General features: G+C 42.4%; 22 protein-coding genes and 1 tRNA gene. 8 read left to right on the top strand and 15 right to left on the bottom strand.

The genetic code is table 11. The features are described 5' to 3' along the window. Positions 1–173 precede the first annotated feature (173 nt). Entirely contained in the window at positions 174–2600 is a 2427-nt protein-coding gene (locus BP74_RS16885) for a PAS domain-containing sensor histidine kinase (RefSeq protein ID WP_496375817.1), read from the bottom strand. Between the two features lie 327 nt (positions 2601–2927). Here BP74_RS16885 and BP74_RS16880 point away from each other — a divergent pair, with 327 nt between their 5' ends. Further along, entirely contained in the window at positions 2928–3515 is a 588-nt protein-coding gene (locus BP74_RS16880) for a YceI family protein (protein WP_496375815.1), read from the top strand. 10 nt (positions 3516–3525) lie between these two features. On the opposite strand, the gene BP74_RS16875 is transcribed toward BP74_RS16880, so the two are convergent. The 4 genes from BP74_RS16875 to BP74_RS16860 all read right to left on the bottom strand — a co-directional run bounded on the left by BP74_RS16875 (position 3526) and on the right by BP74_RS16860 (position 5942). Then, the gene (locus BP74_RS16875; protein WP_496375813.1) at positions 3526–3933 is read right to left on the bottom strand and encodes a hypothetical protein; all 408 of its coding nucleotides are present in this window, start codon (positions 3931–3933) and stop codon (positions 3526–3528) included. Between the two features lie 185 nt (positions 3934–4118). After that, positions 4119–4298 carry a Sec-independent protein translocase subunit TatA/TatB gene (locus tag BP74_RS16870; RefSeq protein ID WP_496375811.1) on the bottom strand — a complete coding sequence of 60 codons (180 nt, stop codon included), beginning with the start codon at positions 4296–4298 and terminating at the stop codon, positions 4119–4121. Positions 4299–4378: 80 nt separating this feature from the next. Further along, a complete protein-coding gene (locus BP74_RS16865) occupies positions 4379–5218 on the bottom strand; it encodes a ferritin-like domain-containing protein (RefSeq protein WP_496375809.1) in 840 nt (279 codons plus the stop codon). 10 nt (positions 5219–5228) lie between these two features. Then, the gene (locus tag BP74_RS16860; RefSeq protein WP_496375807.1) at positions 5229–5942 is read right to left on the bottom strand and encodes a ferritin-like domain-containing protein; all 714 of its coding nucleotides are present in this window, start codon (positions 5940–5942) and stop codon (positions 5229–5231) included. Positions 5943–6247: 305 nt separating this feature from the next. On the opposite strand from BP74_RS16860, the gene BP74_RS16855 reads away from it, so the two are divergent. Beyond that, positions 6248–7096 carry a bifunctional helix-turn-helix domain-containing protein/methylated-DNA--[protein]-cysteine S-methyltransferase gene (locus tag BP74_RS16855; protein WP_496375805.1) on the top strand — a complete coding sequence of 283 codons (849 nt, stop codon included), beginning with the start codon at positions 6248–6250 and terminating at the stop codon, positions 7094–7096. 64 nt (positions 7097–7160) lie between these two features. Beyond that, entirely contained in the window at positions 7161–7874 is a 714-nt protein-coding gene (locus BP74_RS16850) for an alpha/beta fold hydrolase (protein ID WP_496375803.1), read from the top strand. A 264-nt stretch (positions 7875–8138) separates the two neighbouring features. Here the strand turns inward: BP74_RS16850 and BP74_RS16845 are convergent, their stop codons facing one another. The 4 genes from BP74_RS16845 to BP74_RS16830 all read right to left on the bottom strand — a co-directional run bounded on the left by BP74_RS16845 (position 8139) and on the right by BP74_RS16830 (position 13234). Then, positions 8139–9746, bottom strand: coding sequence for a Na+/H+ antiporter (locus BP74_RS16845; RefSeq protein WP_496375801.1), 1608 nt, complete (start codon positions 9744–9746; stop codon positions 8139–8141). A gap of 127 nt (positions 9747–9873) precedes the next feature. After that, complete coding sequence (locus BP74_RS16840; protein WP_496375799.1) at positions 9874–12204, bottom strand: glycoside hydrolase family 3 C-terminal domain-containing protein; 2331 nt, start codon at positions 12202–12204, stop codon at positions 9874–9876. Between the two features lie 72 nt (positions 12205–12276). Next, on the bottom strand, positions 12277–12840 hold the full coding sequence (locus BP74_RS16835) for a Crp/Fnr family transcriptional regulator (RefSeq protein ID WP_496375797.1): 564 nt from the start codon (positions 12838–12840) through the stop codon (positions 12277–12279). A 322-nt stretch (positions 12841–13162) separates the two neighbouring features. Then, positions 13163–13234: transfer RNA gene (locus BP74_RS16830), tRNA-Arg, on the bottom strand. Between the two features lie 85 nt (positions 13235–13319). Between BP74_RS16830 and BP74_RS16825 the strand changes: the two genes are divergently transcribed. The 5 genes from BP74_RS16825 (at position 13320) to BP74_RS16805 (ending at position 16946) form a co-directional block, all read left to right on the top strand. Next, positions 13320–13766: a VOC family protein gene (locus BP74_RS16825; protein WP_496375795.1), complete on the top strand. Its 447-nt coding sequence runs from the start codon at positions 13320–13322 to the stop codon at positions 13764–13766. Positions 13767–13819: 53 nt separating this feature from the next. Then, on the top strand, positions 13820–14473 hold the full coding sequence (locus BP74_RS16820) for a tetratricopeptide repeat protein (protein WP_072836566.1): 654 nt from the start codon (positions 13820–13822) through the stop codon (positions 14471–14473). Then, entirely contained in the window at positions 14473–15093 is a 621-nt protein-coding gene (locus BP74_RS16815; protein ID WP_496375793.1) for an HAD family hydrolase, read from the top strand. Before BP74_RS16820 ends, BP74_RS16815 begins: the two co-directional genes overlap by 1 nt. 9 nt (positions 15094–15102) lie before the next feature. Continuing rightward, positions 15103–15714: an HAD family hydrolase gene (locus tag BP74_RS16810; protein WP_496375791.1), complete on the top strand. Its 612-nt coding sequence runs from the start codon at positions 15103–15105 to the stop codon at positions 15712–15714. Between the two features lie 86 nt (positions 15715–15800). Then, a complete protein-coding gene (locus BP74_RS16805) occupies positions 15801–16946 on the top strand; it encodes a serine hydrolase domain-containing protein (protein ID WP_496375789.1) in 1146 nt (381 codons plus the stop codon). Here the strand turns inward: BP74_RS16805 and metH are convergent. The 6 genes from metH to BP74_RS16775 form a co-directional block, all read right to left on the bottom strand. Then, positions 16938–19643 (bottom strand): methionine synthase, encoded by a 2706-nt coding sequence (metH, locus tag BP74_RS16800; RefSeq protein ID WP_496375787.1) that lies wholly within the window; start codon positions 19641–19643, stop codon positions 16938–16940. The genes BP74_RS16805 and metH overlap by 9 nt on opposite strands. A 39-nt stretch (positions 19644–19682) precedes the next feature. Continuing rightward, the gene (locus tag BP74_RS16795; RefSeq protein WP_496375785.1) at positions 19683–20078 is read right to left on the bottom strand and encodes a GxxExxY protein; all 396 of its coding nucleotides are present in this window, start codon (positions 20076–20078) and stop codon (positions 19683–19685) included. A 65-nt stretch (positions 20079–20143) separates the two neighbouring features. Continuing rightward, positions 20144–21151 (bottom strand): homocysteine S-methyltransferase family protein, encoded by a 1008-nt coding sequence (locus BP74_RS16790; protein ID WP_496375783.1) that lies wholly within the window; start codon positions 21149–21151, stop codon positions 20144–20146. A 224-nt stretch (positions 21152–21375) separates the two neighbouring features. Beyond that, on the bottom strand, positions 21376–21993 hold the full coding sequence (gene recR, locus BP74_RS16785) for a recombination mediator RecR (protein WP_496375781.1): 618 nt from the start codon (positions 21991–21993) through the stop codon (positions 21376–21378). Positions 21994–22102: 109 nt separating this feature from the next. Then, positions 22103–23488, bottom strand: a complete 1386-nt coding sequence (locus BP74_RS16780; protein WP_496375779.1) for an Ig-like domain-containing domain — start codon at positions 23486–23488, stop codon at positions 22103–22105. A gap of 145 nt (positions 23489–23633) precedes the next feature. After that, the gene (locus BP74_RS16775; protein ID WP_496375777.1) at positions 23634–26807 is read right to left on the bottom strand and encodes an ATP-dependent helicase; all 3174 of its coding nucleotides are present in this window, start codon (positions 26805–26807) and stop codon (positions 23634–23636) included. Positions 26808–26960: the final 153 nt, after the last annotated feature.

Below are 26960 nucleotides of genomic sequence, written 5' to 3'. Positions count from 1 at the left end.
GGGAATTAAAACAAATGAAACAAACGTTACAAAACAATAATTTGATTTCGCTTAAGAGTAGTTGTATGTTGTCTATCAACTATGAAAAGAAACAGGTAAGAATAATCCTTTGGAATACAATAATCACTATAAATAATCCTCAACCTATTCTTAATAAAATATAGGCACTGTTCTTAGTGTGCGGGCAAATAAACATCAAATTGGGCTCCTTCATTCTCCTTACCGTAAGCCTTGATTATTCCATGGTGGTTTTGCACGATCCTTTTACAAATAGCCAAACCGATACCGGTGCCCCTGTAAGTAGACTTATTATTCAACCTTTGAAAGATCTCGAATATTTTATTGGCATATTGTGGTTCAAAGCCCAGACCATTATCCCTGACAGATATTTGGTGATATACCATTGTCGGCTCTGCTTCTTTGGCGTCTATGTCAACACCCCGAACTTCTTTACTAAAGATATTGATGACACATTTGCGTTCCGGGTGCTTGTACTTGATGCTATTATTGATCAGGTTGTCCATCAATTGTTTAAATTGAAAAGGTATCACCCTGGCCACAGGTAATTGCTCTACCTGTATGCTCACCTCACTTTGTTCGATCATATCTTTTTGTGATAGTATGATCTCCTCAACTATTTCAGTAAGGTCAGTTTCTTCATATGTTTCCGCCTGTGAATTGGCTCTTGAATAGGTGAGCAGGTCTTCAATCAGCAATGTCATCCTTTTCACAGACATCATGGACCGGTTCAAATATTCCTTTGATTTCTCATCAAGCTGGTTACGGTTATTTTCGATGACATAATTATTGTAAAAACCAATTTTTCTCAAAGGCTCCTTCATATCATGAGAAGCAGCGTATGCAAATTGTTCCAGTTCCTTATTCTGGAACTCCAGTTGAGTAGCGTAATCCCTCATTTTATCTTCTGCCAGTTTTCTCTCTGTAAGATCACGTGTTACTTTAGAGAAACCTATGATATTATTTTCTGCATCATGCAGGGCAGTGATAACGATGCTGCCCCAAAAAAGAGAACCATCCTTTCTTCTCCTCCATCCTTCATGTATCGCCTTGCCATATTCCCTTGCCTGTTGTAATAATCTATCAGGAAGTTTCGCCAAACGATCCTCTTCCCTGTAAAAAATACTGAAATTACTACCAAGGATATCCTGTTCCGAATACCCCTTTATTTTTTCGGCTCCTTTATTCCAGTTTTGAATGATGCCATTTTTATCCAGGAGAACGATGGCATAATCCTCCACCTCCTCGATCATTTTATGGTATCTTTCTTCGCTTTTTTGCAGCTCCTCGTTTTTATGATGCAATTCACCCGTTCTTTCCAGCACTTTCTTCTCGAGTAATAAAGTTATCTGTCGAAGTTGGTGTTCGCTTTCTTTTAAGGCATTCTCAGATATTTTCTTATCGGTGATATCCACCTGCATATTCACAGCACCTATTACCCTGTTCTCCTCATCAAATAGTGGAACGGGATATACCGCGAGATTTCGTTTGGTGCCATCGGGCCTGAGGATCTCTATTTCCCGCCGACCTGTTGGTCTGCCTTCCTTCAAAGCAATGGCCATTGGAGAATTAGCTAATTCAACTTCTTTGCCCTCTTCAAATATCCTGTATGCGCCACACCATTTATCTTTTCCCAATTCAGGAACCTGTCCCCACAATTCTACGGCTGCTTTGTTGAACATCGTAATCCTACCCTCAGCATCTGTTGTATAGACAGCTATCTGAAGGCTTTCCAATAATTGCCTGAAACGCATTTCACTGGCCTTAAGTTCTTCCAGCACCTTTTTTTGCTCCGTAATATCTATGGTAAAGCACCTGGTATGAACAAACTTTTCTCCCTCACGGAATACGTTTGAACTAATATGAACAGTTTTGATGGTACCATCTTTACAGCGAAGAGTAGATTCGTATCCCTTTAATGTCTCATTACAATTTAGCCTGGAAAGTATATCGTTGATCTTATCCTGGTCAGCATGAAATTCGGATATATGATGACCAATATATTCTCCTGCTGAATAACCCAGCATATCCAACTCAGCCTGGTTGGCCCATTGGATGATACCCTTAGCATCAACCCAATGAAGACCAATAACCGCGTTATCTACATAATCCTGCAGTTCAAATGCTTTTCTTTCCAGCTGCTGTTGAACCTGCTTTTGGGCGGTGATGTCATTGATATAAATAATAAAATAATGATCAGCAGTTTCTTTATCGGTAAGCTGGTGCTTTGAAATAGTAATGTATTTTAAAAAACCCGCATGGTTGTCAATACGCAGTTCTATGACTTTCGAATTAAGCAAACCGCTGTTTAAGGGAAGGTTGTTGTAATTGAATACTTTGCCTTCATTATCAAAAAAATCCTGGCCTTTCCAGAGATCTCCTGCCCGTTCACCGTCACCGGGTTTTCTTCCCCATATTTCTATGGCTTTCTTGTTACAATAGATGACAACTTCTGAAGGATCAGTGATATAGATAGCTACCGGAAGATTTTCCATTAGCTGATACCCATTGAGCTTCCCCGGTAAGGAATTTTTTGACATAGGGGCAATAAAGCCATGACCAAGCATTTGTTCTTGTTTCATTTATGGTATCTAAGGGTAGCTAAAATTAAACAATTAATGAAATAGAAATTGTTACATATTAACTATAAACCATGGGAAAAGCTTTGTCACAAATATGAGCAGAGTGCATAAATATAAAAACCAGTCCAATATCTCATTTCCTTGCCTTTTTGAAGAATATGAATCATTTTTTGATTCGAATACATGAATAAAATACTCCCGGAAGAAGATATGTTAAACTTAAATAGCTTACAGAGCAAGATTAGTTGGACAGTAGTAAGACGATAAGTAAATTCACTGTTAAAGTAATAACGAGCGGGATACCCTTGTCCTTGCCTGAAATTAAGAATGGGAATTAAGTTAGCATATCTGTTTATCCTGTTTTCAGCCTTCATCCCGCCGGGAAACGCTGTATTTACCAGGTGGGTCATTATCAATGGCTGTTCGCTCAAAGTAGATGGCAGTACCAATGTTAATAATTTTAGTTGTGCCATTTCCAATTACAATAAACCGGACACCATACTGGTCACTAGGAATGTTAGTCCCGTGCTACTTAATGGCAACATCCAGCTGGATGTTCAAAATTTTGATTGTCATAATGGAATCATGACCGCCGATCTTAGAAAAACATTAAAGGCAAAAGAATTTCCAAAACTGGTCATCAGGTTCCTGAATATCTCAAGGTACCCTGATGCTGATGCCAGGCAGGCAGTTACAAAGGGAGCTGTATTTATAGAACTGGCAGGGGTGTCGAGGCGTTTTGATGTGGATTATAAGGTGGTGTCAGCGGATAATAATTATATCAACCTGGTAGGTTCCAGGGTGGTGAATTTTTCAGATTTCAACCTTACTCCTCCCCGGAAATTAGGCGGAATGATACGCACCAAAAATGAGTTGAGCGTGGAATTTAATTTGCGATTAAAAGTGCTGAATTAACAGATACCTTTCAGGGATTGATCTTTGCAAAGATGATACCGGCGACAACGGCCTGGACTAACCCATAGAAAAACCAGCTCAATACCATAACAAGTGTAATGTCAAGCGAGCTGAAAGTGATCCACATGACCGGAAGCAATGCCACCAGTGAATACACCACACCAAATTCCAACCCTCTCAGCACAAAAGATCCATGGAATAATCCTTTAAATCTTTCCCAGAACCAGGACAAAGCAAAACTGATAATAAAGGCATGAGAGTAAAAGAGCACATCACGACTGCCGTCAGATTCAAATAAAGGATTATTGTACATCACAAAAAGCTCAGGCACATACCTGATGGTTAGAAATAATCCTCCATAACTAACTATAAACAAGATGACTCCGACAATTAGTCCTGATTTCAATACTTTTTTCATACGTCCTGGTTGCTTAAAGATACCATCCTTCGCTTGAAAGTTCAATGATGTACCGGTAATGTGTCAAAAACTTCTTTTTACAATTTACATGGAAGTACCCAGGACAAATAATACGGCGTCTTTTAAACATCAGATAACCAAATACAAAACATTCAGAACCTATCCTTGTTTTTAAGACATATGAATTATTTACTTTCTTCCTTCATGCCAGCTTCCCATTCATTGCGTACATTGTTTTTGGCATCACTAAATTCTTTCATGCCTCTTCCTACCCCTCGCATTAATTCAGGTATTTTTTTAGCACCAAACAGGAGTAGAACTATTACCAGTATGATCAGAATTTCATTAAAACCTAAAGGACCCATGATTTGATTTTTTATTTTTTTTAAAAGTAGGAAGCCGAAAACTCCGGCTTCCTACATCTATACCGAACAAAAGAGAAATACTATACTATAAAAGGATCTACAATAGCCGTGACCTGTGCCTGTGTCAATGGTTCATCAAACGCTTCCGAGGCCGCGTTGGCAGATATGCTTGTTCCATTTATTCCCGTGATCTGCACACCAGCCTGGGATGTGTTCTCTTCACCTGCATAAACAGCATCCACTCCCGGAATTCCTCCAGCATTATTGCCTGTGATCCAGGGCTTGTTAGCTGCCACTCCTCGAACCTGGCGTAAATGGCGCACATAGGAAGCATGTCTTGCTTCCACGGAATGTATCTGGAGCGCCGCAGTTAATACATCATTATTGCTAATCAGGTTTCCAGCCTGTCCTTTATAAGCTCTCACACCGGTATCCTCAAAAGCCTGGGATACAGCCAGGAAAGTATCATAATTGCTAAAAACTGTGGCATAGGGCCCGTTCATTGATCCGTTACCTGCGGTATAGTCAAAACTTGCTGCCGTAAATGAAACAGGCATGCCACCTAATTGCATAATAGTTTGCCTGAGTACAGCAACATGGGCCACTTCATGGTCCCGGATGGCAGTAAAGCCAGCTACATCAGCTGTTTGGATCAAACCGGAAGTAGCTACTGCTTTTTTGTAAAATTCCGATTCAAGGTATTCCAGCGTCAGGGCAAAGTTTAATACGTTTACAATGGAAGATGTGCTTTGCCCATATGCTTTTTTAAACAGGGAACTAAGCATCAGGGGAAGAGAGGCCAATGCTACTTTTCCTGCAATACCCGAGAATTGTTTCAAAGCACCTCTTCTGCCGTCAAGTCGGTCATACACTTCGGGATCGACCTTTTCTATTTCTGTGATTACATTATGTAGATTCATAAATATCTTTTTAGCTGGTTGGTAAATTTGAAGCGTTCAATTTGGATTTAAGGTATGTCCCTGCAATAGAAAGCACCTCGCCAGGCGTCCTAGCCTTATCCAATCCATTTGCATCTACAACATCATTGGAAGCAAAAGAATTTGGCGACAATAACTCTCTGATCAATGCAGCATGCCTGGCCTCAACCGAAACTATTTTTCCCGCCACTAATAAATAGTTCGCATCTGTAAGTAATTTACCGGCGCCATTATAGGCAGAGACACCAAGGTCTTCAAAAGCTTTTGCAGTAGCCAAAACACTCGCACGGGTGCCAAAATTGATGGAACTAAAATCTACTTCCAGTGCCTGGATGGCCTTCGTTCCAAGCTCAGTTTTGAAGAATTCACGGTGAGCAATCTCATGATCCCTGATATCAGTAAGGTAACTTGTTTCAGCAGCCGTGATACCTGAATACTGCGATTGAATGACCTGCGTATAAAAGGCAGCCTCCAGTTGTTCCAGTGCATAGGCATAGTTCAATATGCCTACATCACCGGATCCTAAATTGATACCCTCATTACTACTTGTCGTAGCATCTTTTTTGCAACCCTGTATGCCCGTCATTGATCCAATTGCCAAAACAGATACGCCTGCCAATCCACTAAAATGGAGAAACCTTCTCCTTGATACCTGCGATTGTGCAAGTTCCTCTCCAAAGGAAGGTTCCTTGCTTTTTCGATTCATAATTTCCATTTGTATTAATTAAAGGTGAAAAACTGATTGCTTCAGATGTACAGTTTGAAAGCAATTGATGATACCTACGAAAAGAGGATGCCTTTAGATTTAAAAAATTTTATACGGGATGTTTAATGAACTTCACATGGTATGTCTATTGACTTAAACAATCAGCTTTACTTTGGACAAAAGCTCAATCCGCCTGGGTTTTACAAATGGAATGTCTGAATAAGGAATAACTGTACATTCAAGCAAGAATCGGGTTGTGAAACACTACCATGTAAAATAGCTTTGCCCTACAAATTGAAACAGTAATGAACCAGCAAGCGCATTACAACTATAACCGGATTGCCGAATCCATTGAATATTTAACGCAAAACTTCAGGAAGCAACCATCGCTTGATGAGGTAGCTGAAAAAATACATGTAAGCCCTTTTCATTTTCAAAGATTGTTCTCAGAGTGGGCAGGTGTCAGTCCGAAAAAATTCCTGCAGTTCCTGACCATCGATCATGCTAAAACCATTTTGAAGGAAAAAGGAACAACCTTGTTTGACGCAGCTTTTGAAACAGGCCTTTCCGGTACGGGCAGGCTGCACGATCTTTTTATTAATATAGAAGGGATGACACCTGGGGAATACAAAAACGGGGGTGAGCATCTTTGCATCAATTATAGTTTTGCTGAAAGCCCTTTTGGAAATATCCTGGTGGCATCTACGCAAAAGGGCATCTGTTACATGGCTTTTGCTGATGATGAACAGCAGGCCTTTATTAACCTTCAACAACGATTTCCAAATGCTTCCTACAAACAGATAACGGATCTTATGCAGCAAAATGCCCTGTACATTTTTTCACACGATTGGAGTCAACTGGACCAGGTCAAATTGCACCTAAAGGGAACTCCCTTCCAGTTGAAAGTTTGGGAGGCATTGCTAAAGATTCCTATGGGTGTCCTAACCACGTATAAAACCATTGCCCAAGGTATTGACAATCCCAATGCATTAAGAGCAGTTGGTTCAGCCATTGGTCAAAACCCTGTTGCATTTATCATTCCCTGTCATCGTGTAATACAGTCTGCAGGTACATTCGGCAACTACCATTGGGGTTCACAGCGTAAAACAGCCATGATTGGCTGGGAGGCAGCCAAAGCCTCTCATGTGGTTTAGAATAGCAATTTTCGGGTTGACCTGCTTTCCTCATCATCGCAGTTTTACATCATAAACGATTAGCATGAAAACATTCATTTTGATTCATGGTTCCTGGCACAGTGCCTGGAACTGGCATAAGGTTGTCCCACTGTTGGAAAAGGCAGGCCATAGGGCATTGGCAATAGATCTTCCAGGCATGGGCAGAGACAAAACCCCCATACAGGAAGTAACCTTGAAATCGACTGTAGAAAAGATCTGTGAATTAATAGACAGCATCACGGGGAAAGTAATACTGGTGGGCCATAGCAAAAATGGCATTATGATCTCCCAGGCTGCTGAATACCGACCTGATAAAATTGAGAAGCTGGTTTACCTGGCTGCCTACCTTATTCCTCATGGCAAAACCCAAAGAGAGTATTCCTTACAGGATACTGATGGATGGCTGAAGCCCTATGTTACGCAATACCCGGAGACCAAATCGCACACGCTTCAACCCATCATTTACAAAGAAGGATTGTATCACGATTGCGAAGATGCTATCACTGAGCTGGCAAAATTATTACTGAGCCACGAACCGGTTGAATCAGGTATTGTACCCTTACAACTCACGGAAAAAAACTATGGGAGGGTTCCGAGGGTATATATTGAATGCACTAAAGACCGGGCAGTAACTCCTTTCATACAAAGAAAAATGTATACAGAACTGCCTTGTGAAAAAGTGTACAGTCTTCCCACCAGTCATTCACCATTTTTCAGTAAGCCAACAGAACTGGTGGATATATTGTTGCATATCTAAGTTTCCGCTTATTGGAACAAGCTGGGCTGGTATATTGTATAACGAAGTATCCTTTGAACTTCAATTATTCAACATTATACCTGCGGCTGGACTAAAGCTATATTTCCTTGTTGAATCCCCGTACTATCCCCGTATGAGAACGGATAATGAACGGGTATAGTACGGAGAAAGATGGGTGAAGGATCGGGTAGCAGTATAGTTGCCATTAACTAACTATACATCTCCTATACACATGAAGTAATGAAGATGAGCGCCTTATTTTATTTAAGCCTGGATAATCTTGCCCTGGATTTTCATTTCTTCCAGGTCGATGAGGTATAGGTATTTTCGGATCAATTCTTCATCAAATTCCGAATGGGTATTTATTACGGCCAGTAATTTGCGCTGCTCATTCAGCATGTCAAGGTAAATGCCCTGGTACCTGTCCAAGGCGGTAACTCCTCCATTATTTAGTTCTTCAAAGGGCTGCTGAAAAAAATTCACTTCAAGTTGAAGCCTTGCCTTTAAATTATCAATGTGATCATTACGCATTTGGTCGTCGCCATACTTGTTCTGTAAATAATGAAGTGATGTAGCAGCAATCTTCTTTCGGATGATCATCTCCTGCTGCAGCTCTGGAATAACAGTGAACTTATCTTCAAGGTTCACTTTTCGGATCACCCAGGGCAGGGTTAACCCTTGTAATACTAATGTTACAAGTATAACAATGAACGTGATAAAGAGAATGAGGTTACGAAAGGGAAAAGCCTGGTCCTGGTTTATTAGAATTGGAATGGACAGTGCAGCGGCAAGTGATACCACGCCCCTCATCCCTGCCCAACCCAGGATAACAGGTCCCTTCCAACCAGGATTAGGATCTGCAACTTTAATAAAATGGCTCATAAACCGGGTAAACAAAGAAGCTCCAAAAGTGCAAAGCATACGTGTAAGGATCAACACCAATGAAATTGCCAGCCCATATCCAATAGCTTTTCCTACGCCAATCTCACCCAACTGACCGGTGATCAGTGGCAACTGGAGCCCTATAAGTAAGAAAACGAGCCCATTCATTACAAAAACAATATTTGTCCAGACATTGACACCTTCAACCCTGCTGCGGTAGTTAAGCATACGCTGTCGCCTTGCTGATAACAGCAGGCCACCACTTACTACCGCCAGCACTCCTGAAAAATGAAAATGCTCCGCAGCATAATACATACAATAAGGCGTAACCAGGCCTAACACGATCTCTATGCTGGAAGTCGTTGGCAGCCATCGATGTATGGCATAGAATATCCCTCCTATCAAAAGACCGATCAATATCCCCATCAATACAACGATAAAAAAGCTTTTTGTAGCCTCTCCCAGGTGAAACTGGCCTGTGATAACAGCAGCCAATGCGAAACGAAACACAATAAGTGAAGAAGCATCATTCAGCAGGCTTTCTCCTTCAATAATACTTAGAAATGATTTTGGCACTTTCACCTCCCGCATAATGGTTGTAGCAGAAATGGCATCAGGAGGCGATATAAGGCCACCCAAAAGAAAGCCCAATGCCAGAGTGAACCCCGGAATGATTGCCCGGGAAGCAAAAGCTATAACACAGGAAGTAATGATAACAATAGGAAAAGCAAAACTGGTGATCACTCGTCTCCACTTCCAGAATTCTTTCCACGAAACCTGCCAGGCTGCTTCATAAAGAAGGGGTGGAAGAAAAATAAAGAATACAAGGTCAGGGTCGATAGTAATATGCGAGAAGGCTGAAGTAAAACTTAGTGCCAACCCTACTAACACCAGCACTATGGGATAGGCAATGCGTAGCTTATTAGCGATCATTACCAGTGCCAGAATGATCACAATAAGATAAACAAACTGGATAAAGAGGTTTTGCATGCCAGGGTTTATCTAATAAAAATAATGAAAGCCCGTTACAGGGCTTTCATTCAGTGAATTCATTTATTTTCAATACCAGATGGAAATTTTGATCAGCAGGGCTACAAAACCAGCTTAGTTACCCAAGTCAAAAGATCAAAGGTTTTTCTTCCTTGATACTTACCTGGGGCTGCAATACCTTATTTACTGTTTGTGTTACTATTTCTTTGGCAACACTAAAATCAGCAGCTTGCTTAATGTCTTCGGATGATGCTCCTATTTTGACACTGTATTTACCGGCATCTGCGATCCATGCTGAACGACCGGTATCAAAAGATACAAGGTCAACTGCATTGATAGTAAAACTTACTGTCTGTGATTGACCTGGTTGCAAGACCCTTGTCTTTGCAAATGCTTTTAATTCGACAGTAGGCTTGTCTAACTTTCCTTTTGGAGCAGTGATATATAATTGTACAACTTCTTTCCCGGCAACACTACCTGTATTTGTTACGGTTACGGATGCTGTTAGTTTCCCCGAAAATGTAGATGAGCCCAGTTTGAGTGCTGTATAATTAAAACTGGTGTAACTAAGGCCATAACCAAAGGCGTAAGCAGGTTTTACACCAAAACTGTTGAAAAAACGATAGCCAACATAGATGCCCTCATTGTAGGTCACTTCTGCTGGTATTACTTTCATGCCCAACATCCCTGCTTCTTCCTTTCCGGGTATTTCTTTACCGGGAAAGCTCTTTGCAGAAGCTACATCGGTATATTTCACAGGGAATGTTGTAGCTAAACGCCCGGATGGATTCACCTTTCCACTCAACACATCAGCTACGGCATTGCCAGCTTCAAGGCCCGGCTGCCATGAAAGCAATACAGCATCTACCTTATCCTGCCAGCTGCTTACTTCTATCACTCCCCCACTGTTGATGATGACAACAACCTTTTTGCCTTTTGCATGAAAAGCTTTGGATACAGCATCAATCAGGGCCACTTCTGAAGCTTTTAAATTAAAATCGTTTTCAACTTTACGGTCACTCCCCTCACCTGCATTCCTGCCAATAGTGATCAGTGCAACAGATGATTCATTTGCTTTCTTCTCCAGTAAATTTTGATCTATATCTAATTCAGCAATGCGGGGCGTAGGATTTGCAAATTCCTCAAAAAATGTTTTCTTAGGCTGCTTGGCTTTTTCAGCTGTTACATAGTTTGTATATCCGGAGGACAACTCAGGGTCGATAGTAAATCCTGCATTGGTTAGTCCATCAACCAAGGAGATTGTATAGGCTTCATTTACATCACCACTACCAGTTCCGCCAGAAATAAAATCGTAAGAGGTGTTGCCAAAAGCTGCAATAGTCCCTGCAGATCCATGTAATGGTAGTGCTGCATTATTTTTCAATAATACCATTCCATCAGTGGCTGCCTTCCTTGCCAATAAGGCATGCGCATTCAGATCAGGTTTGTTGCTGAATGCATATCTTTTATAAGCCTGGCTATTCAATATATAATCTACAATTCTCGCGGCAGATTCATCTAACACGTTCACATCAAGCGAACCGTTGGTCAATGCTTCGGTAATTGCTTTTTTCTGAGCAGCAGTACCGGGCATCAGCAGGTCATTGCCAGCTTTTAATTGTGCCACGGCATCTTTTCCTCCAAACCAATCGGTCATGACCAGGCCTTTAAAGCCCCATTCTTTTCTAAGTACGGTGGTTAACAGGTCTTTGCTTTCAGATGTAAAGGTTCCGTTCAATAGATTATAAGAACTCATTACCGTCCATGGCTGCGCTTCTTTAACTGCTATCTCGAAAGGCTTTAAATAAATTTCCCTCAGTGCCCTTTGACTGACTATGGTATTCACAGAATTGCGATGCGTTTCCTGGTTATTAGCCGCGAAATGTTTGATAGATGTACCTACTCCATTGGATTCAATTCCATTTACCATGGCTGCCGCCATTTTGCCTGATACCAGAGGATCTTCGGAATAATATTCAAAATTGCGCCCGCCCAGCGGGTTCCGGTGGATATTCATACCCGGACCGAGCAGCACATCCACGCCATATTCTTTAACCTCATTACCCATGGCTTTTCCTACCTGTTGCACCAATTCAGTATCCCATGTGCTGGCCAGTAAGGATGCTATGGGCCATGCTGTTGCATAATAGGTATTGGGATCATTCTTCCTTTTAGGTTCAATGCGCAGTCCTGCAGGACCATCAGCCACAATGGTATTAGGCAAGCCCAGGCGGGATATGGCGTATGTCTCCCCGGCCGCACCAGCCACTTTATCGCTGATCTGTCCTATACCTGTGCCCATTTCCATTTTACCCGGGATGTTCATACCCATGCCTACTACGAGGTTAACTTTTTCTTCCTGTGTCATTTTTTTGACAAGGGCTTTGGCTTTTGTAGACTGGCTGTAGGCAGCGGAAAAGATCATTAAACATGTAGTGAGAAGGGATAAATATTTCATATAGCTGATTGAGACCCTAAAGCTGCAACAAAAAGCAGGTCGTTGATTTGACATTTGTCAAAAAGCAGGAGCCTATTTCTGGGCCCTGATGCGGCTTAAAGTTTCCAAAGTAATACCCAGGAAGGAGGCAATATAGGAAAGAGGTACCTGCTGAATAATCTGTGGCGAATGTTTCAAAAGTTTTTGATAGCGTTGTTGGGCAGTCTCAAACTGAATAGACCTCATGCGCTCCTGTGAAAGGATAAGCGATGAGGTGACCATTTTACGAAGCAGGCGCTCCACATCATGGTATTCATTAGCCAGTTTCATGAACTGGTCATGATGAATGCCGTAAATATAAGAAGGCTGAATGGCCTGGATGATCAAATGGCTGGGGGTTCGGTTAAAGAAGGAAGTAATGGACAAAAAGAACTGGTCTTCCAGTGCGATCCATTCAGTAACCTCCTTATTATCCTTGTTGTAATAGATCCTGGCAACACCCTTCTCTATATAATAGATATAATCGCTAATGGTATTTTCACGAAGCAGCAGGTGATCCTTTGTCACTTCCCACATCTTCCAGGCGGCAAAAAAATCAGTACGGCTATCCCCGTTAAGGGTTGATATCCTTTCAATGGCTTTCACTAATTTTTCCACTAGTGAAAGATAAGACAAAAGGCATTTTACATACACCCGAAAATGAACAATCAGTTTAATTTGCTTATGAGTGCAGCAAAAGATCCTTACTTAAGGAACTTTATTTTCAATAGCCATTGCTTTACGATTAATTCGGCCTCTTTAAATATCCGCAGCACTTTGCGCGGTTGAAGCAACAAGTGGGTAGCACACCCAATGAATATCGAAGTTCGATGAAATAATGGATGGCTTTAGGTTTTGATTTTAATGAGGTCTTGACTATAAGAAAACTAAATGCCCGCCTACGCTCCTTCGTTTTACTCAGGAGCTTCGGCGGGCGCTGTAGCCCGGACAAGAATCGAACTTGTATCTAAAGTTTAGGAAACTTCTATTCTATCCATTGAACTACCGGGCCAAAGAAGCGCAAAAATAATGGTTCAATGGCTTATAAATCAAAACTATCCTTGCAAAAAACTTAATTTACAGGATCAAGAACATTTATGAAAAAGATCATTTCGCTCCTGGCTTTCCTTTTTATACTGGGCATTACCACATCAATAGCCCAAAAGCCTACCCTGAACCATATAGCTCATTATATATATGATCTTCAAAAAAGTACCCGTTTTTATACCCATGTAATTGGACTGGACACCATTCCTGAACCATTTCATGATGGCAAACATACCTGGCTTTCAATTGGAGAAAAGACCCACCTCCACCTGATTCAGGGGGCCACGAAGCCTGAATTCCATGACAAGAACAGCCATATCTGCTTTACCGTGCCTTCCGTAGAACAGTTCATCAAAACATTAAAAAATGAGGGAATAGCATTTGAAGACTGGGTAGGCACACCCGGGGCCATCACCCACCGCGTAGACGGGGTGTTACAGATCTATTTTAAAGACCCGGATGGCTATTGGATAGAGGTAAATGATGCAAGGCAATAAGGTTTATCACTTTCGGCTTTACGCTTATCTTTGCAGCCCTCAATTTTTGATCTATGAAATTTTATAACATACTGATAAAATACCGTTTATATATAGGCCTGGTACTGATAGTGGCCGGTTTGGCTATGAACCTTACCATCAGTGGCTTCTGGCCTGTGTTCCCACTATACCTGGTTGGATTGATCCTTATTGCAGGACATTTTTTCTTTGGCCCCCTTCGCCTGATACAGGAACATATGGAAAGCGGCAATATGGAAGAGGCTGAAAAAGTGATCAATTCCATTCAATTTCCCAACCTGCTCTATAAGCCCATTCGTTCTGTGTACTATACCCTAAAAGGGAATATTGCCATGATGAAGCAGGACTTCGACTCGGCAGAAGTAAACATGAAGAAAGGCCTGGACCTGGGCATGCCTATGAAGGAAGCTGAAGGCGCAAGCATGTTGCAAATGGGTATGCTGGCCATGCAAAAGAATGACATGAGAGGCGCTGAAAGTTATATACGCCAGGCGCTTCGCAAGGGTTTGCCTGATAAAGAGAACCATGCAGCCGCTTACCTCCAGATGTGCAGCCTGATGATGAATAAAAGAGAGTTCCGTGCCGCCAAGGATTTTTTCCGGAAGGCCAAAGCACTAAAGCCAACCACTCCCCAGATCGTTGACCAGATCAAACAAATTGAAAAATACATATCAAGGATTCCCGGATAATGAATCAGCCCTTATCGAAGATCGATACTATTATTTTCGACCTGGGAAACGTCTTGGTGGACTGGAATCCTTCCTACCTGTTTAATAAGATATTTCATAAAAAAGAAGATAGGGATTTCTTCCTGGAAAATATATGCACGCCTGAATGGCATAATACGCAGGATGCAGGCAGGTCGCCGCAAGAAGCAACAGAAGAAAAAGTAAAGGAATACCCTGAATGGGAACACGCCATCAGGGCTTTTTATGCACGTTGGAAAGAAATGTTCATGGGGACAATTGATGGATCTGTAGCAATACTCCGTGAATTAAAATCCAAAGGATATAAACTCTACGCACTTACCAACTGGAATGCTGAATTGTTTAACCAAACCCTGGATGATTTTCCCTTTCTTCAATTGTTTGATGGGAAAGTGGTGAGTGGTGCTGTGAAGAAAACCAAGCCTGGTGAAGACATCTACCTGCATTTACTGGATAAATACAAAATAACCCCGGGACAGGCATTGTTCATTGATGATAAAAAGGAAAACATTCTCACAGCTGAAAAACTGGGAATTAAAGGAATACATTTCCGCGATCCCGAACAACTAAGAAAGGACCTGCAGGAATCAGGTATTTTATAAACAGAAACCATGCAAACAACAGAAGCGATCATCTTTGATCTGGGCGGTGTGCTTATCGACTGGAATCCCTCCTACCTCTTTGATACCTTATTTGATGATAAAGAAAAAAAGAAGCATTTCTTTGAAAATATATGCACTTCTGAATGGAATGAAGAGCAGGATGGGGGCCGTTCAATCAAAGAAGGTACAGAGCTATTGGTAAATCGTCACCCGGAATGGAAGGAATATATCGAGGCTTTCTATGGCCGTTGGGAAGAAATGTTGGGAGGCCCTATTCATGACACGGTTGATATTTTCAGGGATCTGAAACAGTCCGGGAAGTACCGTTTGTATGCACTGACCAACTGGAGCGGTGAACTCTTTCCTATTGCCCTGGAGCGTTATGATTTCCTGCATTGGTTTGATGGACGGGTGGTAAGCGGGGATGAAAAAATGCGCAAACCTTTTCCTGAATTTTACCAGCTTACTCTCAACCGGTTTGACCTGCAACCTGAACGCACATTATTCATAGATGATAATCTTCGAAATGTAAAGGCGGCAGAAGAACTGGGCATTCAGGCCATACGTTTTGAAAGCCCTGCACAATTAAGAAAAGATTTGGAAGCCCGCGGCATTATTTAAAGTACCCGGCATTATCTTACAGCTAAAGACTGCATATGGTGAGGATTTTGTGCTTCCTTCTTTTACTGAACTGCTCATCCTGCTATATGATCAGGGCCTATAAGGTGCGCAAGTTCCAGTTGACAGATCCTCAACGCATGCCTTATGTTTCTATAGCTCCATCAACAACACCCTATTATTTTAAACAAGACACAACTGAAAACCGCTACCGTGATATAAAAAACTACCTCGATACTACCTTACCCAAATCACACACTGCCGCTTTCCTGGTTATAAAAAATGACAGCATACTGTATGAACGCTATTTTAATGGCTTCACACAGCAATCAAAGCTTCCTTCTTTTTCAGTAGCTAAATCATTTGTGTCTACACTTGTAGCTATAGCACTAATGGAAGGAAAGATCAACTCGCTCCAGGACCCTATAACAAAATATATCCCCGAGCTTTATCAAAAAGACCAGCGTTATGAAAGGATAACCTTGCAGCACCTGCTGGATATGAAAAGTGGTTTACATTTTAATGAAGGCTCTTATGGCTTGAAAGATGATGCGATTAAACTGGGTTTCAGACCTAATATTTTTAAGCATGTGCTGAAAGTAAAAATTGAAATGGAGCCAGGAAAAACATTCAGGTACCAGAGCATCAATACTGAATTACTGGCCATTGCTGTTCAAAGGGCCACAGGGAAAAAGGTGGCACCTTACCTGCAGGAAAACCTTTGGCAACCACTGGGAGCAGAATTTGAAGCCAATTGGAATGTGGATAGCAAAAAGCACCAACAGGAAATAGCTTTTGCAGGATTGAATGCTACAGCCAGGGATTTTGCCAAACTGGGACAGCTATTTATTCAAAAAGGACAATGGCAGGGGAAGCAGATATTGAGTCCCTCCTGGGTGTCCAGGGTGAATAATGCAGACAGCATGGAGCAAGCCGGTGGTTACAAGAATCAATGGTGGAGCGAATTAAGCAGCATTTACTTCAATGACTCTTTGTCGGCTGATCGGTTTCGCAGACAAACTTCACATTCAGACCAGGTAAACAAAACAGCAAAAGGCTATCAGGTTCGCTACCGTACTGATGCCTTTAATGCAGAAGGTTTACTCAACCAGTTTATTTACATCAATCCTAACAGCCATGTGGTCATTGTGAGATTAGGAAGGTATTGGTATCATCCTAATATGTATGCCAATGAATTTATCTATAACCTTGGCAACACGCTTTCCTCATTCTAACACAGGACGCAGCCATCTTTCAGCTTCTTCAATAGACATGCCTTTGCGGGAAGCATAATCCTCCAACTGGTCCCTGCCGATCTTACCTAATCCAAAATAGTGGCTTGAGGGATGAGCGAAATACCATCCGCAAACCGAAGCGGGTGGATCCATAGCCAGGCTTTCAGTAAGGGTGATACCTGCATTCTCAGTGGCATTCAGCAAATCAAACAATTTCCACTTCTCCGTATGATCGGGACAGGCAGGATAACCAGGCGCGGGCCTGATGCCTTTATATTGTTCTTTGATCAATTGCTCACTGGTCAATGATTCATTCTTTTCATAACCCCAGTATTCTTTTCTCACCTGCTCGTGCAGGCATTCAGCAAATGCCTCTACAAAACGGTCTGCCAGTATCTGCACCAATATCTTATTATACTCATCATGCTGCGAAGCAAATCGGTCAATATGTTCACGGGCACCATGAATGGAAACTGCAAATGCACCCATATAGTCGTCACCTTTGGGCGAAACAAAATCTGCCAATGAATAACTGGGTTGGCCCACAGCTTTTTTTGATTGCTGGCGCAAAGATTCCAGCTGTACATCTCCATTAGCAGTTTGCACCGTGATGGTATCCCTGTTATTGGAACTGGCAGGCCAGAATCCTATGACGCCATTAGCTGTAAACCATTTTTCTGCTACGATCTTATCCACCATTTTCATGGCATCATTGTACAGACGGGTGGCTTCCTTTCCAAATTTTTCATCACTCAATACCTCGGGAAACCTTCCCGGCATTTCCCAACCAATGAAAAATGGTCCCCAGTCAATATACCGGGCAATGGAGGCAAGGTCATAATCCCTTAATACTTTAACTCCATTAACCTGTGGTTGTACAGGCTGATAGTTTTCCCAGTCTATTGATTCCTTACTGGCCACAGCCTGGTCATAGGGAATCAGTACTTTGTTCTTCTGCTTATTCAGGAACTGTTCCCGCAATGCTCCGTATTCTGTGCCTGTCTGTTCCAGGAAACCATCCTTGCTTTCCTTATTCAGCAGGTTACTTACTACTGTCACACTCCTTGATGCATCCAGTACATACACTACTCCATTATCATATTCCGGTGCGATTTTTACAGCGGTATGTGTACGGGAAGTAGTAGCGCCACCAATCAACAAAGGTTGTTTCATATTGCGGCGCTTCATTTCCCGGGCCACATGCACCATCTCATCCAATGAAGGTGTGATCAATCCACTTAAACCTATGATATCAACATTTTCTTTTTGTGCCGTTTCCAGTATCTTATCAGCGGGCACCATTACACCAAGATCAATTACTTCATAACCATTGCAACCTAACACTACCCCTACGATGTTTTTTCCAATGTCGTGGACATCTCCTTTCACTGTAGCCATCAATACCTTGGCTGCACCGGCCACCTCATCAGCCTTTGTGCCTGCCGCCAAATGCGCCTTTAGTCTTTGTTCTTTTTCCGTTTCGATATAGGGAGTAAGTATGGCGACAGATTTTTTCATAACCCTGGCACTTTTCACTACCTGGGGCAGGAACATCTTTCCACTTCCAAACAAATCCCCAACTACGTCCATTCCTGCCATCAGGGGACCTTCAATCACATCAAGGGGCTTTGGATATTTTATCCTTGCCTCTTCCGTATCTGCATCAATATAATCAGTAATCCCATTAACGAGGGCATGCTTTAAGCGTTCTTCCACAGAGGCATTCCGCCAGCTTTCATCTTTGGCTTCTCCTTCCTTCCCTTTTGCTTTTACCGTTTCGGCAAAGTTGACCAGCCTTTCAGTGGCATCGGGCCTGCGGTTTAGGATCACATCTTCACAAAGCTCTTTAAGCTGTGGCTCTATTTCATCATACACCACCAATTGTCCTGCATTGACAATACCCATATCCATACCTGCCCTGATAGCATGGTAAAGGAATACCGCATGTATGGCTTCCCGCACATGGTCATTGCCCCTGAAGGAAAATGACACATTGCTTACCCCACCACTTACTTTTACCAATGGCATCTTTTGCTTGATGATGCGGGTGGCTTCAATAAAATCAACAGCGTAGTTATTATGTTCTTCAATTCCGGTAGCTATAGCAAAAATGTTGGGATCAAAGATGATATCCTGTGGTTCAAAACCCACCTGCTCTGTCAGTATCTTATAAGCTTTCTCACAGATAGTGATCCTTCTTTCCAGGGTATCAGCCTGGCCCTGTTCGTCAAATGCCATTACTACCACAGCTGCTCCATAAGCCTGGCAGATGAATGCCTGCTCGATGAATTTAGCTTCGCCCTCCTTCATGGAAATAGAGTTCACAATGCATTTACCCTGCACGCATTTCAACCCTGCTTCAATGATCTCGAACTTCGAAGAATCGATCATGATGGGGATCCTGGCGATATCCGGCTCCGCCTGCAAAAGGTTGAGGAAGGTAGTCATTGCCTTTACGCCATCCAGCAAGGCATCATCCATATTCACATCGAGAACCTGTGCGCCATTTTCCACTTGCTGGCGTGCCACGCTGAGGGCTTCCTCGTATTTATTTTCCCGTACCAGCCGGGCAAACTTTTTAGAACCGGTTACATTGGTACGTTCACCAACATTAATAAAATTCGATTCAGGCCTGATGGTCAATGGCTCCAGCCCTGATAGTTTCAGATAAGGTTTGATAATAGTCTGTTCACTCATTATATTTATTTTGCCACTAAGGCACGAAGGCACTAAGGTTCACAAAGTAAGAATCCTTCTTTTGATGCCATCTTTAATTAGTGGGACGCTAAAATTTATTAAATAGCCCAGTTGTTTGTTAGTAAGTTTCAAATAACTTAATAATTGTGCTTCCCACACAGGATGAAATATTTCCTGTGCTTTCAATTCAACAATAACACAATCTTCAACAAGAAGATCTAATCGCAATCCTTCTTCAAAAGTTAAACTATCATAAACAATCGGGACTCTTTTTTGAGAAATAAAGCTTAATTCTCTTTTTGTAAGCTCATAACAAAAACACTTTTCATAAACACTTTCCAACAACCCCGGACCCAGTGCTTTATGCAATTGATAGGCAATATCAACTATTTCTTTTCCAACATTTTCAATGAATATTTTCTCTGCCTTATCCATTAATATCTCTTATTTCCTTCTTTGTGTTTCTTTGCGCCTTTGGGTCTTTGCGGCCGTTGCTGTTTTTAAGCTAAGTCCTTTTCAAGCACCGGCAAAGGCCTTGGTTTGATATTGCGCACATGCTCCGCTATATGCCTGATATGATCGGGGGTGGTACCACAGCAGCCTCCAACGATGTTGACAAACCCGGCTTCAGCCCAGTCTTCAATAAAGTGAGCCGTTTCCTCTGGTTGTTCATCATACTCACCCATGGCATTCGGCAGGCCGGCGTTCGGATAGGCAGAAGTGTAACATTCCGAAATCTGGCTCAATTCCTCTATGTGAGGACGCATCTCTTTGGCACCCAGCGCACAATTCAATCCCACACTCAGGGGACGTGCATGCCGAATGGAAGCGTAAAATGCTTCCAATGTCTGGCCACTCAGGGTTCTGCCCGAAGCATCAGTGATGGTGCCACTGATCATGACAGGAAGTTCTTCCTGGTTTGTTTCCCTGAAATATTTCTTGATGGCAAAGATGGCTGCTTTGGCATTCAGTGTGTCGAATATGGTCTCTATCAACAACAGGTCAACTCCGCCATCTACCAACCCCTTCACCTGTTCGTAATAGGCTTCCACAGCTTCGTCAAATGTCAGGGCCCTGTAACCTGGATTGTTGACATCCGGGGAAAGAGAAAGAGTTTTATTAAGTGGACCTATAGCGCCTGCCACGAATTTTTCTTCTCCGGAGCCTACCAGCAACGTGGCTTCCTTGGCGATCTTTGCTGCAGCTACATTGATCTCGTAGGCCAGGTCCTGCATGCCATAATCGGCAAGCGATATCTTGTTCGCGTTGAAGGTATTGGTCTCAATGATATCAGCGCCCGCCTCCAAATAATGACCATGGATCTCTCGGATGATATGCGGTTGCGTCAGGCATAACAGGTCATTATTACCTTTCACATCACTGGGCCAGTTTTTAAATCGCTCGCCCCTGTAGTCTTCTTCTTTTAGGTGATAACGTTGTATCATGGTGCCCATGGCGCCATCAATGATCAGGATGCGATGATTCAATAAGTCACGGATATCTTTCATAATAATTTATTTAGCAGAAAAAGGGATCAATACAGGAAAATGTTACTGCTCTTGCAAATAGATTGATGATGCTAATAAACGAGGAATCCCTTAGAGTGAGTTTCTACGTTTATTAGTTCTGTTGAGGCCGAACAATAAACAAATCCGCCTTGAGGCACAAAAGTAAAAAATATAACCGGTAATGGTAAAACTTTACGATAAGGGATGCTACTTGCAACTTATGATCAGCGGCTGGAAACATAACTATCCACCGGCAGCCGGTTCTGAAGGCTGCGGGCCAAGGTCATTTCATCAGCATATTCCAGCTCACCGCCAAAGGCAATACCCCTGGCAATCGTTGTTACCCTGGTACCTGCCGGTAATTTCTTTTGAATATAATAGATCGTAGTATCTCCCTGTATCGTCGGACTGAGGGCGAAGATGACCTCCAGGGTTTCTTCCTTATGCACCCGGTTCACCAGGGTCTCGATATTTAACTGGTTTGGCCCCACGCCGTCAAGCGGAGAAATAACGCCTCCCAATACATGATAGGTGCCACTGAATTGCTGGGTGCTTTCCAAAGCTATTACATCCCTGATATTCTCCACCACGCAAATGACATCCTGCTTGCGCATGCTATTGGCACAGATGGAGCAGATATCGGCATCCGCCACATTATGACAACGCTGGCAGAACCTGATCTCTGTACGCATCCGGCTCATTACCTCGCTGAAATGCTGCACATCTTCAGCATCTTCCTTCAGCAAATGAAGCACTAAACGAAGTGCCGTTTTCTTGCCGATACCCGGAAGCTTAGAGAACTCATTAACCGCATTTTCCAGCAGGGAAGAAGAAAATTGCATAAGTGATAAAGGTACAAAAAAGGGAGCAGCAGGATGGTAAAAAACAGCTGCTTCACGTTCAAATTGTTGTTAAGAAATATCTCTGTAAATGCCTCTAAACTAGCCAGGATCAGCGTTCAAATTCATTATCCCAGTTGGGCTTGATGGTCACTTTCTGCTCAATAGGCCTTACCAGTTCCGGCTGCTTTTTAATTCCGAAAAATTGACCCGGGTCCCACTTGCCATTATCATTTGTATCATACAGTATCCTAAGCTCATAATCGCCAGGCACAAACCGTGTTTTGCTGAACGTGCCTGATTTAACAGGCGCAGAGAAGATCACCTGGTCATTCTGCACAAAGAGCAATACAGGATTTTTGGACAGGTCAATGTTGCGCAGTCGTATGCTTACATTCCCATAATCAGCAGCAGATTTTGTCAGGAAGGTCAATGTATCCGTTTTCAACAGTTTCTTGCCTGCTGAATCGGCGGCAAAATCCTTATCCAGCACGAGGTTGTAACGGGTAGCTTCCTTCCAGGGAGTATGTATGGTCAATACTTTAGCCGAACTGTCCAGCCTCGCTGAATAATTCACGGGATTAAAGCTACTGTCGGTCGTTAGGGCAATTTTGCTGCTGTCAAAGCTTTTTAAGGCAGTACCAAAATTGATCGTAAGGTCTTTATTCAGGTCCTGCTGACCTCCGGAAGCATCAGATGTAAAAATAAGCCGGTTCTCTGCCCGCGCCCTGGCCAGGGGGTTTGCAGCAACAGTAGTGGCAGGCGCTACTTCCCTGTAAGCATATAGTGTAATTGAAGTATCGGCAAGGCCTGTATGAACAGGTGAATCAGCAAAAGCAAATAACTGTGTCTTGTTGATATACTTCCTGCCGGAGCCTGCATCACCAAGGGCATATATAGCAAATGTGCCGGGAGGAAGGTTATGAAAATGGAAATTACCACCAGCCTCCACCTTGGTCACATACATGGGTCTTTGTTTCATTACCGCCGAATCCTGCAGATTTTTGTGCAACACAACTATTAGGGTAGAATCTGTCTTTCCTGTTTGTGCCAAAACCACTTTTCCTTTCAGTTCCAAAGAATCCAATACAGAACCGGTGGAAAATGTATAGGTAAAGTTCTTCAACACATTCCCCTCGTTATAATCCTTTATAGCATTTCCGAAATTAAAAATGTAGGTTGTATTGGGCTCCAGCGTGTCCTTGAAATGGATGTTGATGGTCTTGCCTTTTACATCAACCCTGGGGTTGTTTTGAAACAAGGGGGTAAAAAGCAGGTTGTTCTGCACATCCTGAAGATCCACATATTCATCAAAGTTGAGCGTGATGCGATCGGAGCGAAAATTTAATGTCGAATCACGGGGCGTTGCATTCAGTAAATGTGGTGGAATGGAATCCCTGGGGCCTCCCTGTGGAGGAATAATGTTGGCACATGAGGCACCAAACAAACTGGCAACGACCATTAAAAACAATATAGCTACAGGAAATACAGTCCTCATTGATAGGCAAACATAAAACCTTTCCGATGAATCCCTTGAACCCTGTTACTAAGAAAGCCTTAAAACAGAAGGTACGCCGGTCATATCAGTTATAGTAAATATTTGAGTACAACTGCCTGGATAAAAATCGGGAAGTAGTCAGCATTTACAATACCCTGAATTCCGTAAACTCCTCTTCTTCCTTCAATTCATGCAGTGAAGCATAAAGTTTATGCTCTTTCACAAAATTGCACCAATGGCATTCGGGTTTACCACAACCCTTATAAAAGTCATGCGCCTGGATCCGCTCCCAGCTTTGATGCACCTGCTCCAGCACTATCTCTTCATGATCAGGGTTGATCACTATTTTCTTACGGTCAAACTCATTCTTGTCATTGGGTTCAATGAAAAGAAATTCAATACCCATTAATTCTTTGTTCTTTGCTTTCTGGCGGTCGAACAGGATCTTATAGAATACTGCCTGCCTCCAGTAATTACCACCTTCAGGCTTCTGTGGATGTCCCGGTTCAACAAACTCCCAACGGCGGTTGCTCTTTTCAAGGCTCCCTGTTTTAAAATCAGTGATCAACACTTCATTACCCCAGTATTGCAATTTATCGGCAAAACCTTTTAGGGGTACATGGTCCACTACAGCTTCCATAGGCACCTCCGTACGCACAAACTCCTCACCTGCTCCGGCGAAATACTGATCATACAATGCGGCAAGACACCTGGAACCATATTCGGTAAACCGCTGCAGGCTTTCCTTTGTAAATACTTCCCTGTTAAAATGTAAATGCCATTGAAAACGATTGATCAATACCTCTTTGGAAGGATACTGGCGTCCCGCTTCCATCATCTTCACATAAAAGAAATTTAGGGCATCGTGCATGCTGCTACCAAATTGCGCACTTTCACTGATGGCGGAAGGTATCCGGATTAGGTTGTTGTAATAAAATTTAATAGGACACTCCAGGTAGTTATTGAGCGCCGTAACATTCATTTTGAAATTAACCAGCAGGTTATCTATAAAATCCTTTTCTGCTTTTTCCAACTCAGGTTGTTGTATCAGGCCATAACGAAGGGAAGAATAAACCAGCCTGGTTTCTTCATCAATAGTCACCGGTTGCACTTTCAGATCTAATGCATTCATTTCGGCAATGAACCTTGAAGCTTCCAGGGCCTTGCCTTCATTGGTAAAAGAAGGATAGGAAATATATAAATGTTTTTCAGCCCTGGTTGCTGCCACAAAGAACAGCCTTCTCAACTCCTCTTCTTTTTCCTCAGGCGATTCGCTGGTGAATACATTAGGTGGCAGCTTATAACCCTGGTTGTACTTTCTTTTTCCTTCCCATACATTGGAATAGCAACCGATAAAGAATACGTATTCATATTCCAGTCCCTTGCTGCCATGACAGGTCAGCAGGTTCACGCCTTTTTCATTACCGCTTGTTTGCACCAATGGTATGGAAATACCGTTTTCTTCCAGCAGGTGAATTTGTTTCAGCAGCGCCTCCATATTCATATCGGGATTGCGGCGGCATTCATCCTGCAGGAAGTCAAAAAATCCATTCAGCAATTTCATCAGCCACGCTTTATCTGGCTGCTTCATGATGTAGGAAAGAATTCCGGCCTCGTTGAATAACAACTCAAACCATTTTAGTAAGGGAAGGTTCTCTACATCAGAAATAAGTTGCTCCAACACCTGGTGAATACGTATGAACTTGTCGGTGGTCTCATCATCACTGAATAATTTTTGTTGATTGGCAGTAGTAAGCCTGCCCAGGTAATCCCTCAGGAATACAGGTTCTTTCCTGGTTCTTTTATTCGTGTTCACTTCATTGCAAATGGAAGCGATCTTTAATGCCGGCAACTGGTGAAATTGATGATGCAGGATCTCGAAAAGAATGGATTCTCCACTGAAGGGAATTTCTCTCTCGGCTATTACATATTGGGCATAGGATAAGATCCTTTTTATCAGTGGTTCTTTTAAAAGGTTCAGGGATTTCCTAGTATAGTAGGGAATGCTTTGAAGCTGCAGGAATTTCTGCAGTTCTTCCCCGGTTTTATGTTCCTTATAAATGACGGCTATCCGCCCGGGCTCTACTCCATCGGTTATTAATTGCCTGATCTCTTCCGCAATAAGTATGTTCTCTTCAAATTCATTATTCACACTGCGGATAACAGGTGCGATCTGCATATCCTTATGTGCTTCATTGGCTGAAGTCAATATCTTCTTCAGGTCCTTGTATTCATTTACCAGCCGCTGCACATTGTTTTGAATCAGTGAATGGGCTGCATCCAGAATAGGCTGCACACTTCTGTAGTTCTGAGTCAGCACTACCCGGAGCAGATCCTTTTCATATTTACGTGCCAACTGCATCATGTTTTCCATGTTGGCCCCCTGGAAGCGGTAAATGCTCTGGTCATCGTCACCCACCACAAAAAGATTGGGACTTTCTTCCTGCCAGTAGCTTACCAGCAGCTCAACGAGTTTATTCTGTGCACCACTGGTATCCTGGTATTCATCTACTAAAAAGAACTGGTATTGCTCCTGGTAAGATGCCAGCACATCAGGGTCTTTTTCAAATACAGCGATCACCCAGTTGATCATATCATCAAAATCATAACGCTGCTTTTCTTTTAATATCTGCTGGTATTGTGGAAAGGCTTGCACGGCAGCCTTCAGCTTGACCATCTTTTCTATTTCCTTCTTTCCCTCAACCGTTATTTCTACAATACCTTTTTTGAATTTTACCTTATTATAAAAGGTATCGGGGATGATATTTTCTACATAATCCTCTATCTTTTGCAGCAGGAATTCCGTTGTCCATCCCTCCCGCTTCATACTACCAAAAAGATCTTTCAGGTAGTTGGCTTCAAAATAAGCATCCGTTTTAAAACGCTTTAATGGGTTTGTATTTTCAAAAGAATCAATCAGTTCTATCAGGCATTGCACCTGTTCGAGTTCATTTATGGGCTGGAGGTCCTTTTTGTGGAATAAATGCATATTCTGCTGTATCACCATATTGCAGAATGAATGGAAGGAATGGATCTGCACCGTATAAGCATCTGGTCCTATAAGTGAAAGCAAACGTTTCCGCATGGCCAGCACACCCGCATCGGTATACGTCAGGCAAAGTATATTGGAGGGGAGCACATCAGTTTCCAAAAGTATCTTGCCTATGCGTACACTGAGTATCTGGGTTTTCCCTGTTCCGGGACCAGCTACCACCATCACTGGCCCGTAGATCTTGTCTACTGCCTGCTTCTGCTGCTCATTCAGCTTTTCATATTCTGCACTAAAGTTTTGGAGTAGTTTATCTTTCAGTAAGGACATAGCTCAAAGGTAGCGGTGATTTGCTATAATGTTTAGCATTGTGGAAAACGCGTATATTTTCCGGTTTAATTATGGAATCACAGGTGAATAAATAGTAGTAAATTGATACAGAGGGCTTAAAAATAAAAACACCTTTCAAACTGACTTTCACAG

This window comes from Flavisolibacter ginsengiterrae DSM 18136, assembly GCF_059568575.1.
Note: the sequence above shows the minus strand (reverse complement) of the source record. Positions and strands in the feature narration are given on the sequence as shown.